This window comes from Streptomyces cellostaticus (assembly GCF_001513965.1).
Taxonomy (GTDB): domain Bacteria; phylum Actinomycetota; class Actinomycetes; order Streptomycetales; family Streptomycetaceae; genus Streptomyces; species Streptomyces cellostaticus.
This window is the reverse complement of record NZ_KQ948018.1, coordinates 171,275-187,759: the sequence shown is the minus strand read 5'-3', so window position 1 is coordinate 187,759 and position 16,485 is coordinate 171,275. Positions and strand designations below refer to the sequence as shown.

Annotated in this window: 16 protein-coding genes and 1 riboswitch; of the genes, 6 read left to right on the top strand and 10 right to left on the bottom strand. The window is 71.0% G+C overall.

Going from position 1 to position 16,485, the window contains the following annotated elements:
• Positions 1–8 precede the first annotated feature (8 nt).
• A complete protein-coding gene (locus AQI88_RS10390) occupies positions 9–419 on the bottom strand; it encodes a winged helix-turn-helix transcriptional regulator (RefSeq protein ID WP_066995542.1) in 411 nt (136 codons plus the stop codon).
• 93 nt (positions 420–512) lie between these two features.
• Between AQI88_RS10390 and AQI88_RS10385 the strand changes: the two genes are divergently transcribed.
• The 3 genes from AQI88_RS10385 (at position 513) to AQI88_RS10375 (ending at position 2,964) form a co-directional block, all read left to right on the top strand.
• The gene (locus AQI88_RS10385) at positions 513–1,367 is read left to right on the top strand and encodes an SDR family oxidoreductase (protein ID WP_066995539.1); all 855 of its coding nucleotides are present in this window, start codon (positions 513–515) and stop codon (positions 1,365–1,367) included.
• A gap of 136 nt (positions 1,368–1,503) precedes the next feature.
• Complete coding sequence (gene rarD / locus AQI88_RS10380) at positions 1,504–2,454, top strand: EamA family transporter RarD (RefSeq protein WP_066995536.1); 951 nt, start codon at positions 1,504–1,506, stop codon at positions 2,452–2,454.
• A gap of 42 nt (positions 2,455–2,496) precedes the next feature.
• Positions 2,497–2,964, top strand: a complete 468-nt coding sequence (locus AQI88_RS10375) for a VOC family protein (protein WP_066995533.1) — start codon at positions 2,497–2,499, stop codon at positions 2,962–2,964.
• A gap of 23 nt (positions 2,965–2,987) precedes the next feature.
• On the opposite strand, the gene AQI88_RS10370 is transcribed toward AQI88_RS10375, so the two are convergent.
• The gene (locus AQI88_RS10370) at positions 2,988–4,085 is read right to left on the bottom strand and encodes a hypothetical protein (protein ID WP_244184098.1); all 1,098 of its coding nucleotides are present in this window, start codon (positions 4,083–4,085) and stop codon (positions 2,988–2,990) included.
• Positions 4,086–4,280: 195 nt separating this feature from the next.
• On the opposite strand from AQI88_RS10370, the gene AQI88_RS10365 reads away from it, so the two are divergent.
• Positions 4,281–4,868, top strand: a complete 588-nt coding sequence (locus tag AQI88_RS10365; RefSeq protein ID WP_066995530.1) for a flavodoxin family protein — start codon at positions 4,281–4,283, stop codon at positions 4,866–4,868.
• A 42-nt stretch (positions 4,869–4,910) separates the two neighbouring features.
• On the opposite strand, the gene AQI88_RS10360 is transcribed toward AQI88_RS10365, so the two are convergent.
• The 4 genes from AQI88_RS10360 to AQI88_RS10345 form a co-directional block, all read right to left on the bottom strand.
• Positions 4,911–5,795, bottom strand: a complete 885-nt coding sequence (locus AQI88_RS10360; RefSeq protein ID WP_066995528.1) for an ABC transporter permease — start codon at positions 5,793–5,795, stop codon at positions 4,911–4,913.
• Positions 5,782–6,780 carry an ABC transporter ATP-binding protein gene (locus AQI88_RS10355; RefSeq protein WP_066995526.1) on the bottom strand — a complete coding sequence of 333 codons (999 nt, stop codon included), beginning with the start codon at positions 6,778–6,780 and terminating at the stop codon, positions 5,782–5,784. Before AQI88_RS10355 ends, AQI88_RS10360 begins: the two co-directional genes overlap by 14 nt.
• A 79-nt stretch (positions 6,781–6,859) precedes the next feature.
• Positions 6,860–8,059 carry a LolA family protein gene (locus AQI88_RS10350; protein ID WP_066995523.1) on the bottom strand — a complete coding sequence of 400 codons (1,200 nt, stop codon included), beginning with the start codon at positions 8,057–8,059 and terminating at the stop codon, positions 6,860–6,862.
• A gap of 247 nt (positions 8,060–8,306) precedes the next feature.
• Positions 8,307–9,317 (bottom strand): polyprenyl synthetase family protein, encoded by a 1,011-nt coding sequence (locus AQI88_RS10345; RefSeq protein ID WP_066995522.1) that lies wholly within the window; start codon positions 9,315–9,317, stop codon positions 8,307–8,309.
• A 528-nt stretch (positions 9,318–9,845) separates the two neighbouring features.
• Positions 9,846–10,042, top strand: a riboswitch (cyclic di-AMP (ydaO/yuaA leader).
• 3 nt (positions 10,043–10,045) lie between these two features.
• Here AQI88_RS10345 and AQI88_RS10340 point away from each other — a divergent pair.
• The gene (locus AQI88_RS10340; protein ID WP_066995521.1) at positions 10,046–10,534 is read left to right on the top strand and encodes a transglycosylase SLT domain-containing protein; all 489 of its coding nucleotides are present in this window, start codon (positions 10,046–10,048) and stop codon (positions 10,532–10,534) included.
• Positions 10,535–10,569: 35 nt separating this feature from the next.
• Here AQI88_RS10340 and AQI88_RS10335 read toward each other — a convergent pair whose 3' ends face one another.
• The 4 genes from AQI88_RS10335 to AQI88_RS10320 form a co-directional block, all read right to left on the bottom strand.
• The gene (locus AQI88_RS10335) at positions 10,570–11,382 is read right to left on the bottom strand and encodes a Cof-type HAD-IIB family hydrolase (RefSeq protein ID WP_066995520.1); all 813 of its coding nucleotides are present in this window, start codon (positions 11,380–11,382) and stop codon (positions 10,570–10,572) included.
• Positions 11,383–11,446: 64 nt separating this feature from the next.
• Positions 11,447–11,908, bottom strand: coding sequence for a carboxymuconolactone decarboxylase family protein (locus tag AQI88_RS10330; protein ID WP_066995519.1), 462 nt, complete (start codon positions 11,906–11,908; stop codon positions 11,447–11,449).
• Between the two features lie 505 nt (positions 11,909–12,413).
• On the bottom strand, positions 12,414–13,616 hold the full coding sequence (locus tag AQI88_RS10325; RefSeq protein ID WP_066995516.1) for an FAD-dependent oxidoreductase: 1,203 nt from the start codon (positions 13,614–13,616) through the stop codon (positions 12,414–12,416).
• Between the two features lie 45 nt (positions 13,617–13,661).
• On the bottom strand, positions 13,662–14,912 hold the full coding sequence (locus AQI88_RS10320; protein WP_066996093.1) for a carboxylate--amine ligase: 1,251 nt from the start codon (positions 14,910–14,912) through the stop codon (positions 13,662–13,664).
• Between the two features lie 271 nt (positions 14,913–15,183).
• On the opposite strand from AQI88_RS10320, the gene fahA reads away from it, so the two are divergent.
• A complete protein-coding gene (gene fahA, locus AQI88_RS10315) occupies positions 15,184–16,401 on the top strand; it encodes a fumarylacetoacetase (protein WP_066995515.1) in 1,218 nt (405 codons plus the stop codon).
• The last annotated feature ends 84 nt before the right edge of the window (positions 16,402–16,485 follow it).

The following is a 16,485-nucleotide window of genomic DNA, read 5'->3' as shown; positions in this document are numbered from 1 at the left end:
CTTTTCGATCACGAGGCCCGGGAGCGGAGTTCCCGGGCCTCGTCGTAGGCCTGGCGGGCCTTCTCCACCTCGCCGATGCGGTCGTGCGTCCACTGGGCCAGGGACCGCACCTGCTCGGCGGCCTCGCGGCCGAGACCGGTGAGCGAGTAGTCGACGCGGGGCGGGATGACCGGCTTGGCGTCCCGGTGGACCAGGCCGTCGCGCTCCAGGGTCTGGAGGGTCTGGGTGAGCATCTTCTCGCTGATGCGGCCCACCTGGTCGATCGCCCGGCGCAGCTCGCTGAACCGCCGCGAGCCCTCCAGCAGTTCGATCAGGACGAGGACGCCCCAGCGGCTGGTGACGTGCTCCAGGACGAGCCGGTAGGGGCACAGGGCCTCGGCCTCGGCTCCGGTGCGTGCCCGCGCGTTACTTACTGCCATGCCAGTACCTTACTTCAAAGTGGGTACTTTCGCTTGGTTAGTGCAGCTCCTAGGGTGAGTGACCTAGGCACCCCCACAAGGAGTTCTGACACCATGAGCATCGTCGTCACCGGAGCCACCGGACACCTCGGCCGGCACGTCGTGGAGCAGCTGCTGGAGAAGGTTCCGGCGGAGCAGATCACCGCCGTCGTGCGCGACGAGGCCAAGGCCGCCGACTTCGCGGCCCGCGGAGTGAAGCTCGCCGTCGCCGACTACAACGCGCCCGAGACCTTCGACGCCCTGTTCGCGGCCGGCGACAAGGTCCTGCTGATCTCCGGCAACGAGTTCGACAAGGGCCGGGTGCAGCAGCACCGGGTCGTCATCGACGCCGCCAGGGCGGCGGGCGTGGCGCTGCTCGCGTACACCAGCGCCCCGGGCAGCCTGAAGGCCGCGCTCGCCGACGACCACCGCGCCACCGAGGAGGCACTGCTCGCCTCCGGCCTGCCGTACACGCTGCTGCGCAACGGCTGGTACCACGAGAACTACACCGAGAACCTGGCCCCGGTGCTGGAGCACAACGCGGTCGTCGCGGCGGCCGGCGAGGGCCGGGTCTCCTCGGCCTCGCGCGCCGACTACGCCGCCGCCGCGGTCGCCGTACTGACCGGTGAGGGCCACGAGAACAAGACGTACGAGCTGGGCGGCGACGAGGCGTGGAGCTTCGCCGAGTACGCGGCCGAGCTGAGCCGGCAGACCGGCAAGGAGATCGGCTACAACGCCGTCACCGGCGAGGTCCTGAAGGACATCCTGGCCGGCGCCGGGCTGCCCGCCCCCTTCGCCGAGATCCTCGTCGGCGTCGACGCGTCGATCGCGAAGGGCGAGCTGGTCGTCTCCACCGGCGACCTGTCCCGCCTGGCGGGCCGCCCGACCACCCCGCTCGCCGAGGCGGTCACCGCCGCGCTCAAGGACTGACCGCTTCCCTGGTGACCCCGTGAGCGCCACCACCCCCCTGCTGTCATGACCGTATGGCGAAACGGGCATGACAGCAGGGGGTGCTCGGCGCTACCTTCGTTCTCGCGTGCGCGGACGAAGTGAGAGGGAGGGGCCCGTGGCCGGGATGTCCAGGAGTGAGCACCGGATAGGCCTGCTGAACGGCTTCGCCGCGTACGGCATGTGGGGGCTGGTCCCCCTGTTCTGGCCCCTGCTGAAGCCCGCGGGAGCGATGGAGATCCTGGCCCACCGCATGGTGTGGTCCCTCGCCTTCGTCGCGGCCGCCCTGCTCGTCATACGGCGCTGGGCCTGGGCCGGGGAGCTGCTGCGGCAGCCGCGGCGGCTGGCGCTCGTCGCGCTGGCCGCGGCCGTCATCACCGTGAACTGGGGCGTCTACATCTGGGCCGTGAACTCCGGCCATGTGGTCGAGGCCTCCCTCGGGTACTTCATCAACCCGCTGGTGACCATCGCGATGGGCGTGCTGCTCCTGAAGGAACGGCTGCGGCCCGTGCAGTGGGCGGCGGTCGGGGTCGGCTTCGCCGCCGTGGTCGTCCTGACCGTCGGCTACGGCCGTCCGCCGTGGATCTCCCTCTGTCTCGCCTTCTCGTTCGCCACCTACGGGCTGGTGAAGAAGAAGGTCGCTCTCGGCGGCATCGAGTCGCTGGCGGCCGAGACCGCGATCCAGTTCCTGCCCGCGCTCGGCTATCTGCTCTGGCTCACGGCGCACAGCGATTCCACCTTCACCACCGTCAGCACTGGCCACTCCGCCCTGCTCGCGTCGACCGGCATCGTCACCGCGCTGCCGCTGGTCTGCTTCGGCGCGGCGGCGATCCGTGTGCCGCTGTCCACCCTGGGGCTGCTCCAGTACCTGGCCCCCGTCTTCCAGTTCCTGCTCGGCATCCTCTACTTCCACGAGGCCATGCCGCCCGAGCGCTGGGCCGGTTTCGCGCTGGTCTGGCTGGCGCTGACCCTGCTCACCTGGAACGCCCTGCGCTCTGCGCGCAGGCCGCGGGCGATGGTCGTACCGCCCCGCGTCGACACGCCCGACTCCGCTCCGGTGGACGTCTGACCGAGGGCCGGTTGTCAGTCGTGGGCGCTATAAGTGGTGCCCATGCCGACACACACACCAGCCCCGCTGCACTGGAAGCTCGTCATCGACGCGGCCGACCCGCATGCGCAGGCCGACTTCTGGGCCACCGCGCTGCACTACGAGGCCGAGGACAACAGCGCCCTGGTCGAACGGCTGCTGTCGCTCGGCGCGCTGCCCGGGGAGGCCGCCGTCGAGTACCACGGCCGCCCCGCCTTCCGTGACCTGATCGCCGTACGGCACCCCGACGATCCCTGTGACCCGGACACCGGCACCGGGCTGGGGCGTCGGCTGCTGTTCCAGCGCGTCCCGGAGGCCAAGACCGTCAAGAACCGGCTCCACCTCGACCTGCACGCCGGCCAGGGGCGGCGCGCGGACGAGGTGGCACGGCTGGAGGCACTGGGGGCGCGGGTCCTGCGTGAGGTGCAGGAGCCCGCGGGTGCATGGGTGGTGATGGCGGACCCCGAGGGCAACGAGTTCTGCGTTCAGTAGCCGCCGCAGGGTCGTACGGCCGGTTACACCTGCGCCGCCCTGGCCGCGCGGTCGGTCAGGCGGACCATACGGGCGCGGGCGGACTCCAGCGGCCGCAGGTCCTCGGCGGCGGGTCCCGGCTCCGCCGTGAGATCCGTCCACAGGTCGATCAGGTCACGGCCGAGCCGCAGGCCCTCCTCCGGGTCGCGCACCGCACGCCAGGCGGTGGCCGCGCTCTGCACGTTGCCGTAGGCCGCCTCCGCGTCCCGAGCCTGACGGCGCAGGCGGGCAAGGTCCAGGGAGAGCCGGAAGGAGCGGACCGGCTCACCCGCCAAGTAGGCGATGTAGGAGGTCAGTTCACGCAGGTGCAGCACCTCGGGGTGGGACGGGCCCAGCACACCGGAGGCCTCGACGACCGTGCGGTCGGCGAGTTCCGCCGCCGCCTCGATACGACCGTCCCGAACGGCCTCGTTGATCCGCGTCATCGGCCCGGTGAGCAGCTCGGCCCCCTCCGCGGTCTCCGTCACGGGTTCGTCCCCGAGCACCTCCTCGGCGACGGCGTCGAAGCCACGGGCGGGGGTGGGGGCGGAGGTCGTGGCCGGGGCGGGCTCCGGGATGACCTCCGGGGCCGGCTCGGGGGCAGGCTCCGGGGTGCGTGCGGGTACGGGGGCCGGCTCGGACACGGCGACGGCGGCGGGGCGCGCGTCCACGGCGGCCGGTGCGGCAGCCGGAGTCGACGGCGAGTCCATGACGGGCGCCGGTCCGAACTGCCCCGTGGGCGCCTGCACCGTACCCAACGGGCCGGGCGCAGCCGCCCGCACCTTCGCCTCAGCGGGCGCAACCCGCGGAGCGACCCGCACGGGGTCCCCCGTCACCCTGCTGGAACCGTCGGCCAAGACCTCCAGGGGGACCATGCAGCCGGTGCGGTCGTCATGGATCGTGGCGCGTATGGGGGCGCCCAGACTGATGGCCAGGCGCTGGAGGTGGTTCAGCACGGCCTGCTGGATCTCCTCGCCCGGTGCGGCCACGACCGCCGTCCCGCCCACCGACGCGCTGCCCGCGCCGGACACCCGGACATGCACCACCGCAGGGTGTGCCACGGGCTGCTGCACCCGCTTCTTCTCGAAGCTGAGTCGAGACATCGGTTTCCTCACTCCCCCGGCGTCGCGCTCCGGTCGTACGCGTCCTGCCAACCAGTGTGTCGGCTCAGCTCGGCTCCCGCGTCACCGCGACGTCACAGCCTCGCACCAGCCGCCCCCCTGGCCCATGATTGTTGTGTGTGCATATAATGCACACACCTGCATTCGTGGTACGACAACGCTCACTCTGGGGGACCCATGAGCCGCCGCTTCCTGTTCGTCCTGGGCAGCGCCCGCCTCGACGGCAACACCGAACTGCTGGCCCGCGAGGCCGCCGAACAACTGCCCGGGGAGGTAGAGCAGGAATGGATCCGCCTCGCCGAGCACCCGCTGCCCGACTTCGTGGACCTGCGCCACGACAGCGACCACCTACGGCCGCCCTCGGACACCGCCACCGGCCTGCTGCTCGACGCCACCCTCGCGGCGACCGACATCGTGATCGCCTCGCCGCTGTACTGGTACTCGGTGTCCGGCCTCACCAAGCGCTACCTGGACTACTGGTCGGGCTGGCTGCGCGTGCCGGACCTCGGCTTCAAGGCCACCCTGGCCGGACGCACGCTGTGGGGTGTCACGGCGCTCGCGGACCGGGAGCCGTCGGTCGCCGACCCCTTGGCCGGCACCCTCAACAACTCGGCCGCCTACATGGGGATGCGCTTCGGCGGGGTGCTGCTGGGCAACGGCACCGCGCCCGGGGACGTACGCAAGGACACCGAGGCGCTGGCCCGCGCGAAGACGTTCTTCGCACAGGAGGCACCGCTCGCCCGCTTCCCGCACCAGGACGCCTGAGACGCCCTGCGCACCCCACCCGCCCTACGCGCTGGTGTCCTTCTACGCGCTGATGTCCTTCGTCGTGAACCGCGCCCAGGCCGCCGAGCCGAACACGGCCGCGTACAGCGCCTGGAGGCCGAGGTTCTTCACCAGGTCGTCCCAGTAGACGGGGTCGCGCACCAGGTCGGCGAAGGACAGCCAGTAGTGGGAGAAGAGGTACGGCTGGAGCGCGTGCAACTGGGGTATCTGGTCGAGGATCTGAACGGTGATGAGCAGGCCCACGGTGGTCGCCATCGCCGCGATGCCGCTGTTGGTCAGCGTCGACACGAACAGGCCGAGGGCCGCGACACCGACCAGTGAGGCAGCGACGACCAGGGCGATCAGCAGCGCCCGGCCGAGGCCCTCGGCGAAGCTGATCCGGGTGCCGGAGATGGTGGTCAGCTCACCGAGCGGGAACAGCAGCGCACCGACGATCAGTGCGGAGACGGCCACGACCAGGGTGGCCAGCACACAGAAGGCCATGACCGTCGTGTACTTGGTGAGCAGCAGACGGGTGCGGCCGGCCGGGGCGACCAGCAGATAGCGCAGGGTGCCGCTGCCCGCCTCGCCCGCGATCGCGTCGCCCGCGACGACGCCGACCGCCATCGGCAGGAAGAACGGCAGGGTCGCGGCCAGGGCCGTGAACACCAGGAACAGGCCGTTGTTGGTGATCTGCGCGATGAACGCCGGCCCGTCGCCGCCGCCCGGGCCCGCCGTCGAGCCGCCCCGCGTCTCGAGCTTCACCGCGATCCCGACCAGCACCGGCACCGCCGCCAGCACTGCGAGCAGCGCGAGCGTGCGCCAGCGGCGGAGGGTCGTGACCAACTCGCTGCGCAACAGCCCGAACGTCCACAGCGGGCTCGGCCTGCGTCCGGCCCGGGTCTGAAGCGCCTCAGCCCGCGACATCGAAGCCCTCCCCCGTCAGTGCCACGAACGCGTCCTCCAGCGAGGCCTGTTCGAGCGTGAAGCCCCGGACCCGGACGCCCGCCGCGACCAAGGCCGCGTTCACCTCGGCGAGGTCCTGCGCGGGCGGCTCGCCGGTCACCCGGTCGCCGTCCACGGTGACATCCCCGACGCCCTGCTCCTTCAGCACCCGGGCCGCCTCGCCCGGGTCCGGCGTGGTCACCGCCAGCCGGCCGCGCGCCCCGGCCGCCAGGTCGGCCACCGCGCCCTGTGTGACGAGGCGGCCCTGTGTCATCACCGCCGCGTGCGTGCACACCTGCTCGATCTCGTCGAGGAGGTGGGAGGAGAGGAAGACGGTCGTACCGTCGGAGGCCAACTCCCTGATCAGGGCGCGGATTTCCCGCATGCCCTGCGGGTCGAGGCCGTTGGTCGGCTCGTCCAGGACGAGCAGTCTGCGCGGCTGGAGCAGAGCCGCGGCCAGGCCCAGGCGCTGTTTCATGCCGAGCGAGTACGCCCTCGCCTTCTTGCCGGCGGCGGCCGCGAGGCCCACCCGGTCCAGGGCGGCGGCGACGCGGGCGCGCCGGGTGCGCGGGTCGGCGGTCGGGTCGGCGGCGTCGTAGCGCAGCAGGTTGTCCCGGCCGGAGAGGAAGCCGTACAGGGCCGGCCCCTCGATCAGCGCGCCGACCTGCGGGAGGACGGCGCGGGTGGCCCGGGGCATGGGGCGGCCCAGCACCCGGGCCGTGCCCGAGGTCGGCTCGATCAGGCCCATCAGCATGCGGATGGTGGTGGTCTTGCCGGAGCCATTGGGGCCGAGGAAACCGAAGACGCTGCCTGCCGGGACGGTCAGATCGAGGCCGTCGACGGCGAGCTGTCCGCCGCGGTAGCGCTTGGTGAGGCCGCGCGTGGCGATGACGTGCGCCCGCGCGTCCTGCGGGTCCCGCTCCGCCGCGTCCCCCGAGTCCCGCTCCCTGGCGGACGGTTCGTCCATCGTTCCCTCGATTTCGTCGTGTCCCGGGAGTGCCTGCGGGGTGGGTGTCCCGGACACCCACCCCGCAGGCCCCGGAGGGTTACTTCGCTTCGTTCGCCGCCTTCACCAGCGCGTCCTTGGTGACCGCACCGGCGTACACCTTGCCGTCGTCGGTGATCAGGGCATTGACCAAGCGGGTGGAGAAGACCGTGCCCTTGCCGAACTTGCCGGAGACCTGGTCGCCCAGCGAGCCGAGGAAGCCACCGAAGGCGCCGCCCTTGGAGCCGGACGGCAGGCCGCCCTTGGAGCCGGTGTCGAAGGTGGCGATGGACGTCCAGCCCTTACCGAGCACGGTGGCCCCGTCCATGCCCTTGGCGAAGTCCTCGCCGGGCTTCGGGGCGTGCCCCGGCGCCTTGGACTCCTGCTTGTCCTCGGTGACCTTCGCGCCCTTGGGCGGGGTGAAGTCGAAGGTGGAGGCGGCCGGCTTGGCGAAGGAGACCTGGGTGAAGCCCGCGTCGAGCACGGCGGCGCCGCCGCTCTTCGGCGTCAGCGTGAACTTCAGCGGCTGACCCGTCTTCGCGTCCACGGCGATGCTGATCGCGCCGACCGTGGTGCCGGACTGCTTGGGCTTGATCAGCAGCTTGTAGGCGTCGCGTCCGGCGACCTGCACGGTGCCGTCGACGGTCACGGACGTGGTGTCGTCGACCGACTTCAGGGCCTCGTCGGCGAAGTCCTTGGGCGTGGCCGGCGGCTCGGCCCGGTGCTCCTTGCCGGAGTCGGCGGCGGTGCCGTGGTAGACCTCGTTGCTCTTGCTGTCGTAGCCCCAGACGTCCTTGCCGTCGTGGACGAGGCTGTACTCGGCGCCGCTCTCCAGCAGCGACAGCTTCTGCCGGTCCGGGCCGTCGGCGGCCACGCGCAGGGTGTGCGTGCCGGTGACCAGCTCGGTGAGCTTGGACTTCGGGTCCGCGGAGGAGCCGTCGCCGCCGCCCTGGGCCGCCCCCGAGACCAGGCTGCTCTCCAGGCCGCCGAGGTTCGGCAGGCCGAGGTCGGTGCTGACCTTCACCGTGCCGGACAGCTGCTGCACGTCCGACTTGGCGATCTTCTCGATGAGCTGCTGAGCGGTGATCTTGGGCAGGTCGGGGTTGCCGGAGTCGGCGAGGGCCGGTACCAGCCCGATCGTGGCCGCCGCCACCCCCACCACCGCGACCGGGACCACGTACCGGGCGGCCTTACGGCGTCCGGAGCGCAGGTCCTCGTCCTGCGCGGCGGCCGTTGCGTCGTCGGATTCGTACGGTGCCATCTGTGCCTTACCTCCGTCGTCGGCGGCGGCTGTCCTCACGCTGGTACACCTGAGCCGCCATTCTCACCCGAATCGGTGAGGAGTGGTGATTTCCGTGGTTTCCATCTGACCAAATCGGCCGTGCGGAAGCGTCAGACCTCGGGGCCAACTCCGTGTACGCCTGCGGTATGACACGCGAGGGCGGTGCCTCCCCCGACCCGTAGGGGTCGTGCGGGAGACACCGCCCTCACGCCAGGTGCACCAGCGGCTAGCCGGCCCGGTGCACCACCGCGTCGCACAGCTCGATCAGCGCCGCCTTGGCGTCGCACTCCGGCAGCGGGGCCAGCGCGGAGCGCGCCTCCTCGGCGTACCGGACGGTGTCCCGGCGGGCCTGCTCGAGGGCGGGGTGGGCACGGAGCGCGGTCAGCGCCTCGGCGTGCCGGGCGTCGTCGCTGAGGTCGGAGTCCAGCAGCTCGCACAGCGCGAGGTCCTCGGGCAGGCCGAGGCGGGCGGCCCGCTCGCGCAGCCGGAGCACGGGCAGCGTCGGGATGCCCTCGCGCAGGTCGGTCCCCGGGGTCTTGCCGGACTCGTGCGAGTCGGAGGCGATGTCCAGGACGTCGTCCGCGAGCTGGAAGGCGACCCCGAGCCGTTCGCCGTACTGGGTGAGCACGTCGACGACCGTCTCGTCGGCGCCGGACATCATCGCGCCGAACCGGCACGACACCGCCACCAGCGATCCCGTCTTGCCGCCGAGCACGTCCAGGTAGTGCTCGACCGGATCGCGGCCGTCCGAGGGTCCCGCGGTCTCCAGGATCTGCCCGGTGACCAGCCGCTCGAACGCGAGGGCCTGCACCCGGACCGCCTCGGGGCCGAGGTCGGCGAGGATCTGGGAGGCGCGGGCGAAGAGGAAGTCGCCGGTCAGGACCGCGACGGAGTTGCCCCACCGGGTGTTGGCGCTGTCCACGCCGCGCCGCACGGAGGCCTCGTCCATGACGTCGTCGTGGTACAGCGTGGCCAGGTGGGTCAGCTCCACGACGACGGCCGACGGTACGACGCCCGGCGCGTACGGGTCGCCGAACTGTGCCGCGAGCATCACGAGCAGCGGCCGGAACCGCTTCCCACCGGCCCGTACGAGGTGCTGCGCGGCCCCTGTGATGAACGGGACCTCGCTCTTGGTGGCTTCGAGCAAGCCTTCCTCGACAGCCGCCAATCCGGCCTGGACATCGGCTTCCAGAGCCTGGTCCCGCACGCTCAGCCCGAACGGCCCGACGACGGTCACGGGGGGTCTCCTGTCTGCTGGTGTCTGCTGGCGTTACACGGTTTGTCGATAGGTCGCTGCCATCACTCAAGTCAGCGTATCCGGTCCTCTTTCGATCACCGATAGCGCCCACCGGTCCAGCCCGGGCGGTATCGGATCACGGCCGGTAAGTTCTCGATCATCTAATAAGGTCTGACATCTATTGATTAACAGGAACTAGTCCGTTTTGTCGCGAACAAGCCGTGAACGGATTACTCCTTTTGCACTATGGCCAGCGAACCTCCTGAATCCCCCATGTCTGATTTGATACGCTTTGCCATTTCGTGAATTGGGTCACTCACACCCCTGCCCCCACCCATCCGGCGCCCCCACCGTTCCCCCTTGCCGTATCGGCCAGTTGAGGATTGGCAACCGCAAAGGATCAAGCACCCCATACGGTGCAGAACAAGGTCAACCGGCGCGTTGGGTGAATCCGGTACTTGTTCCGGACATGTGCTCTCGCATAGCTTCCGGGCCAGTCAGGCGAACGCCGAATCCTGCCGCGCCTGACACCACCCATCGACGAACTCATTCGTACGGCAGGAGCGGGGGACCCAGGTAAGTCGCCGGACCGGACGGCACACGTCGCAGACGCACATGTGTCACCGGAACGGCTAGGGGTGAAGTCGTGCCGCCTCGGCGGCGCGGCCGGGCACTCCCCAGCCCGAACCCGACAGCTCACCTCGCAGGCGACGGAGAGGAACTTCGCCATGCCTGCTGCCGCTCAGCCTCGCCGCGTTCGCACCAACCGCCTCGTCCGCAAGCTCGCCGTCGTCGGCACCGGCGCCGCCGTGCTCGCCCTTCCGCTCATCGGTGCGACCAGCGCCTCCGCGGCCACCCCCACCGCCACGACGGTCTCCACCACCCCCGCCGGGTACCCGAACACCCTCGACGGCTGGATCCGTGAGTCGCTGGCGATCATGGCCCAGAAGGGCATCCCGGGCAGCTACAACGGCATCTACCGCAACATCATCCGCGAGTCGTCGGGCAACCCGGCGGCCATCAACCTCTGGGACTCCAACGCGGCCGCGGGCATCCCGTCCAAGGGCCTGCTCCAGGTCATCGACCCGACGTTCAACGCCTACCACGTGGCCGGAACGTCGTTCAACATCTACGACCCGGTCGCGAACATCACGGCCGCCTGCAACTACGCGGCCGCGCGCTACGGGTCGATCGACAACGTCTTCAGCGCCTACTGACCGGCGCCCGCGGCAGACCCCTGCTGATATCCCGGTCAGTCGGTCGGGAACAGTCTTTCGAGGACGACGGCGATGCCGTCGTCCTCGTTCGACGTGGTGATCTCGTCGGCTACAGCCTTGAGTTCGGGGTGGGCGTTGGCCATGGCGACACCACGGCCGGCCCAGTCGAACATGGGGATGTCGTTGGGCATGTCGCCGAAGGCGAGGGCCTGGCCGGCGGCGATCCCGAGGTGGTCGGCGGCCAGCGCCAGACCCGTCGCCTTGGTGACACCGCACGGCTGGAGTTCCACGGTCCCCGGCCCCGACATCGTGACCGTCGCCAGCGAGCCCACCGCCGAGCGCGCGATCGCCGCCAACTCGTCGTCGGACAGCGTGTGGTGGCGCAGCAGCACCTTGCTGATGGGCTCGCACCACAGGTCGTCGCGCCGGCCGACCCGCACGGCGGGCAGGGTCGGGTGCGGCATCAGATACCCCGGTTCGATCAGCGTGAGCCCGTCCACGCCGTCCTGGTCGACGGCCGCGTAGACCTGCCCCACCTCGGCCTCGATCTTGCCGAGCGCGGTCTCGGCGAGCTCCCGGTCCAGGCGCACCGACCACAGCATGCGGTCGGCTCCGGCGTCGTAGACCTGCGCGCCCTGCCCGCACACCGCGAGCCCCGTGCAGCCGAGGCCGTCCAGGAGGGGCCGCACCCGGGGCGCCGGGCGGCCCGTCACCACCAGATGCCGGGCACCGGCCCGCGTCGCCCTCGCGAGCGCGGCGAGCGACCGGTCGGAGACGGTGTCGTCACCGCGCAGCAGTGTCCCGTCCAGGTCGGTGGCGATCAATGCAAATGCGGGGGGTGCGGCCATGATCAGAGAATACGGACAGCGCGCCCCGCCGACTCACCCTGATGTTCCCGGACTTGTGTACTGCTCAGCCCCAAGTGGTGCCCGCGGGCTCCTTGATGGTGGTGTTGATGCGGTTGAACATGTTGGTGAGCGAGATGGTGAGGATCAGCGCGGAGAGCTGCTTCTCGTCGAAGTGATCGGCCACCTCGTCCCACAGCGCGTCCGGCACCGACTCCTCGGAACGGTCGGCGAGCCGCGTGACCCGCTCGGCCAGCTGAAGCGCCGCACGCTCCGCGTCGCTGAAGAAGGGCGCCTCGCGCCAGGCGCCGACGGCGGCGATCCGCTCCTCGCTCGCGCCGGCCTTGCGCAGGTTGACCGTGTGGCCGTGCACACAGGCGCTGCACCCGTTGATCTGGCTGGCCCGCAGCCCGACGATCTCCGCCAGCTCCTGCGGCAGCCCGCCCTCGCCGATGCCCTGGAAGACCGAGCCGATGCCCTTCAGGGCGGCCGGGAGGACGTACGCCGGGTTCGTCATCCGTGCCTGCATGGTGCTGCCTCCTGTGTGTCAGTGGTGCTCGCCGGGTTGCTTTCACTGCACTGACGGAGCGGGGGCGGACGTTGTGACAGACCGGCGCGAAAGTCCGTATGCGGCCGTCGGCCACACCACCGAGACCACGCTGGCTGCGGGACGGCTTCGAGACGCTCGGGAACGTTCCCGAGGACCCGGTCGGTGCCCGGCTGTACGTGGCGGAGGTCGAGGATCTCGGGCTGTGGTCCGAGGAGGACGGCGGCGGTGACGAACGAGCAGGACACCCGCCGCGAGCTGCTCCGGGAGCACTTCGCGGGTGTCTGCGTCGAGCCGGCCCGCCGGCTGCATGCGGACGGCCGGGTCGAGAAGCTCTTCGGCCGCCCGCTGCCCGTCGTGATCTTCGGCATGTACCGCCCGGGCCGGGAGGTGGCGGCCACCGGGGCCGCCGGCCCGCCCGGGCTGATCGAGGGGGTCCTTCAGTGGCAGCAGGCGGCCGAGGCCGCGCAGGGGCTGGTTCCGGCCCTCATCCGTACGCCGCCGCCAGATGCTGGGCCAGGCGCGGCGAGGCGAACGCGGTGCCGCAGACGAAGCGCATCACCGGACCGTAGGAGGACGCCGCGGGGAGGCCGGTGAAGTACAGGCCGGGGACGGAGGAGACGTAGCCGGCACCGAGCCTGGGGGTGCCCCGGCTCACCGCGAGGCGGGTGCGCAGTTCATGGCCGAGGAAGTCCATCGCGGCGATGTTCACGTGGTAGCCGGTGGCCGCGATGACATGGTCGGCGGACAGCTGCTCGGTGTGTCCGCCGTGCGTCCGCACGGTGAGGACCGGGCTGCCGTCCGGGGCGTCGGTGCCCAGCACCCGCTCGACCTCCTGGACCTGGACCTTGTCCGCGAAGCGGTCGCGCAGCCACCAGGCGCCGAGCGGGCCGAGGACCCGGCGGACCAGGTAGTGGCGGGTCCGTGCGGGCAGGAAGCGGTACGGCTGGGGGTAGTAGCTGAGCGCCCACAGGGACCAGGCACGGCCGAAGGGGGACTCGGGGCGGAACTTCGGCTGTTCCCAGGGCGGGGCGCCGAAGGCGACCCGGCCGCGGCCGCGCGAGACGATGCGCACCTGGGCCCCGGCCTCGGCGGCGAGGGCCGCCGTCTCCAGTGCCGACTGGCCGGCGCCGACGACGATCAGCTCCTTACCGGCGAAGCGGGTGAGGTCGTGGTGCTGGGAGCTGTGGGAGACCGGGCCGGTGGGCGCGGGTCCGTCGGCCGCGGCTCCCGCCAGCTCTGCCGGGAGGTGGGCGAGTCCCGACAGGCCGGTAGCGACCACGACCGCGCGGGCGGTGAACAACTCACCCGAATCCAGCTTGAGTTCGAATCCGCCGGTCTTGTCGCGGTCGACGGAGACGACGCGGACCTGCTCCAGGTCGGGCAGCAGCTTCTGCTGGAACCACTCGCCGTAGGCGATGAAGGTCTCCACCGGGATGATGTCCTCGTCGGTGACCAGCCGGCGGATACCGGCCGCATCGCAGTAGTCGGCGAGGGTGTGCCCGCGCTGCGGGCAGTCGAGGTTGGAGGCGGCGGGGGTCGACTTGAGAATCATGCCCTCGGGCATGTGGTCGCGCCAGCTGACCATGGGGTCGCCGAAGACGCGGACGGGGATGCCACGCGCCCGTAGATGGGCGGCGGTGGACAGGCCGAACGGCCCCGCCCCGATCACTGCAACCGGTCGAATCACGAAGTCCCTCCCCAGAGACACGGTGCGCCACCTTGGTGGCCTTGCCTACTTCGTGGCGGTGGTGGTACTGCTGCCGCGGCGGTTGGTCCGCCACAGCTGATAGAGGTGCTTCGCGCCCGGGCGCACGAAGCGGGCGAGCATCGTGAGGAACGGCAGCGGGTCGTCACCCGCGAGCCAGGCCAGCTCCGTCCCGCTCGCCTTCGCCGGCGCGTGCGGCGTCGTATAGCCGCTGCGGCGGTAGGCGAGCAGGGCGGGCAGGTCGATGTTCTCCACGATGTAGCGGTGACCGGCGCGCTGTTCGCCCTCCGGCACGGGCCGACCGGTCAGGTTCAGGTGCATGGCGCGGACGACGTCCACGCCCGACTCGTTCTCGAAGAGCCGGAACTGGGCGCCCATGCGCGGGTTGAAGTCGAGGAGTTTGTACTGTCCGTCGCGCCGGTCGAAGCGCAGGTCCAGGTCGACGATGCCGCTGAAGCCGATCTGTTTGATGAAACGCGCGGCGAGGTCCGCGAGTTCCGGATTGTCGACGACGTACGCGTTCGCCGTCATGCCCGCGTGCGGCGGCCAGGAGCGGACCTTGACGCCGGTGAAGAGGGCGAGCGGGACGGAGTCCGCGTCGAAGGCGGCGTGCACGATCCAGTCCTCGGCCTCCTCCCTCGGCAGGTACTCCTGGAGGATCACTCCGGGCTGCTCGCCCCAGTCGCGGGCGAGGGTGAGCAGGCCCTCGCGGGTGGCGATCCTCGTGGTGCCGTTGACGGCGGGCCGTCTGCGCCGTACGAAGGCCTCCCGGTTCTTGGCCACGACCGGGAAGCGCGCCGTGTCGGCGAAGGCGACGATCTCGTCGTACGACTCCGGGAACGCGGCCGAGGGGCTCGCGATGCCGTGTTCCACGCACAGCTCGTGCAGGCCCTGCTTGCTGGCCAGGCGGCGGGGCAGTGCGGGGTCGACGGGCGGGAAGAGAAAGGAACCGGCCAGATCGCCTTGGTGCTCGGCGATGAGGACGGCGGCCTCCTCGTCCGTCGGGATCAGGACGGCCGGGCGGCCGATCCGGCGGCCGATGCGCAGCAGGCCCTCGACCAGGAGGCCCGGCTCCTCGGCACCGGTCGTCGGCCAGACGAACGCCCGTTTGAGATACCGGGAGGCGGCGGCGGGAGTGTAGGGATCCTCGGTGATCGCATACATGGGGATGCCGAGACGGCCCAGGCTGCGGATCGCGCCGACACCGCCGTGGTGCAGCGGGTAGTCGCCGAACTTGACGATCAGGCCCGGCACGTCACGGTCCGCCTCGAAAGGCACACTGACGGCGTTTCCGGCCACGGGTCCCCCCACGTGTCCCCCCCTACGGACCGGACCCACCCCGTCCGTGTCCCCCAAAGGACGCTAAGCCGGAATTGCCGCCTCCCACAAGGCCTATTCGGACATTGCGAACTCTTTAGACACTGCCCGGGCAACCTTCCGGGCACACCTTGCGGCACTGCCCAAGACACGCAACTCAGCCGTAACGTGTGGTGCGACCACATGGAACGCAGTGCCATGCATGGCCCGGATGAGAGCGAGGCAGCACCCCATGCCCCCCTTCGACGTCCCCGAGGGCGACCCCTTCGGCCCGCACAACCTTCCCTATGGCGTGTTCTCGCCCGCCGACAGCCAGGAGCGGAGGGTCGGCGTCCGGCTGGGTGACCATGTCCTCGACGCGGGCGCCGCTGCCGCCGCGCTCGGCTCGCCGTACGTCTCCCTGCTCGCGCAGCCCACCCTCAACCCCCTGCTGGCCGCGGGGCGCACGGCCTGGTCGGACGTGCGGCGCGCGCTGACGGCCTGGGTGACGGTGCCCTCCAACCGCTCGACGATCGAACCACTCTTCCACCCCCTCTCGTCGGTGACCCTCCACCTGCCCTTCGAGGTCGCGGACTACGTCGACTTCTACGCCTCCGAGAACCACGCCCGGAACGTCGGCCAGATCTTCCGCCCGGACGCCGAGGACTCGCTGACCCCCAACTGGAAGCACCTGCCGATCGGTTACCACGGCCGCTCCGGCACGGTGGTGGTCTCGGGCAAGGACGTCGTACGGCCGTCCGGGCAGCGCAAGGGCCCCGGCGACCCGGCACCCGTCTTCGGCCCGTCGATCCGCCTGGACATCGAGGCCGAGGTCGGCTTCGTGGTCGGCGTGCCCTCCGAGCAGGGCAGGCCGGTGGCGCTGGACGACTTCCGGGAGCACGTCTTCGGGCTGTGCCTGCTGAACGACTGGTCGGCGCGGGACATCCAGGCCTGGGAGTACGTCCCCCTCGGCCCGTTCCTCGGCAAGTCCTTCGCCACCTCGGTGTCGGCGTGGATCACCCCGCTGGAGGCGCTGGAGCACGCGCGCGTGGCGCCTCCCGAGCGCACGCACCCGCTGCTGCCCTACCTGGACGACTCGGCGCCGGAGGTCGAGCCCGGCGGCTACGACCTGCGCATCTCCGTCGCGATCAACGGCCATGTGGTGTCCGAGCCGCCGTTCTCCTCCATGTACTGGACCGCCGCCCAGCAGCTCGCCCACATGACCGTGAACGGGGCCTCGCTGCGCACCGGAGACCTGTACGGCTCCGGCACGGTGAGCGGCCCCCAGGAGGGCCAGCGCGGCTCGCTGCTGGAGCTGACCTGGAACGGCCGGGACCCCCTCGATCTCCCGGACGGCAAGCGGGCGTTCCTGGAGGACGGGGACGTCGTGACGCTGTCGGCGTGGGCGCCGGGAGCGGACGGGGGCCGGGTCGGGCTGGGGGAGGTCAGCGGGCGCGTCGTGTCGGGGTGAGCGACCCCTTGTGGCAAGGAGTTGACACAAGTCCCTCGCGGCAAGCATCTTGTACTCACTGCTTGATACAAGCGGTGAGTACAA

What these genes read in the sequence shown, in the direction of transcription:
- AQI88_RS10375 (WP_066995533.1), top strand. Translation starts at nt 2,497, where the DNA reads ATGCCGACACACACACCAGCCCCGCTGCACTGGAAGCTCGTCATCGAC.
- AQI88_RS10335 (WP_066995520.1), bottom strand. Translation starts at nt 11,382, where the DNA reads ATGGCCGCACCCCCCGCATTTGCATTGATCGCCACCGACCTGGACGGG.
- AQI88_RS10340 (WP_066995521.1), top strand. Translation starts at nt 10,046, where the DNA reads ATGCCTGCTGCCGCTCAGCCTCGCCGCGTTCGCACCAACCGCCTCGTC.
- AQI88_RS10390 (WP_066995542.1), bottom strand. Translation starts at nt 419, where the DNA reads ATGGCAGTAAGTAACGCGCGGGCACGCACCGGAGCCGAGGCCGAGGCC.
- fahA (WP_066995515.1), top strand. Translation starts at nt 15,184, where the DNA reads ATGCCCCCCTTCGACGTCCCCGAGGGCGACCCCTTCGGCCCGCACAAC.
- AQI88_RS10370 (WP_244184098.1), bottom strand. Translation starts at nt 4,085, where the DNA reads ATGTCTCGACTCAGCTTCGAGAAGAAGCGGGTGCAGCAGCCCGTGGCA.
- AQI88_RS10360 (WP_066995528.1), bottom strand. Translation starts at nt 5,795, where the DNA reads ATGTCGCGGGCTGAGGCGCTTCAGACCCGGGCCGGACGCAGGCCGAGC.
- AQI88_RS10330 (WP_066995519.1), bottom strand. Translation starts at nt 11,908, where the DNA reads ATGCAGGCACGGATGACGAACCCGGCGTACGTCCTCCCGGCCGCCCTG.
- AQI88_RS10350 (WP_066995523.1), bottom strand. Translation starts at nt 8,059, where the DNA reads ATGGCACCGTACGAATCCGACGACGCAACGGCCGCCGCGCAGGACGAG.
- AQI88_RS10365 (WP_066995530.1), top strand. Translation starts at nt 4,281, where the DNA reads ATGAGCCGCCGCTTCCTGTTCGTCCTGGGCAGCGCCCGCCTCGACGGC.
- AQI88_RS10385 (WP_066995539.1), top strand. Translation starts at nt 513, where the DNA reads ATGAGCATCGTCGTCACCGGAGCCACCGGACACCTCGGCCGGCACGTC.
- AQI88_RS10355 (WP_066995526.1), bottom strand. Translation starts at nt 6,780, where the DNA reads ATGGACGAACCGTCCGCCAGGGAGCGGGACTCGGGGGACGCGGCGGAG.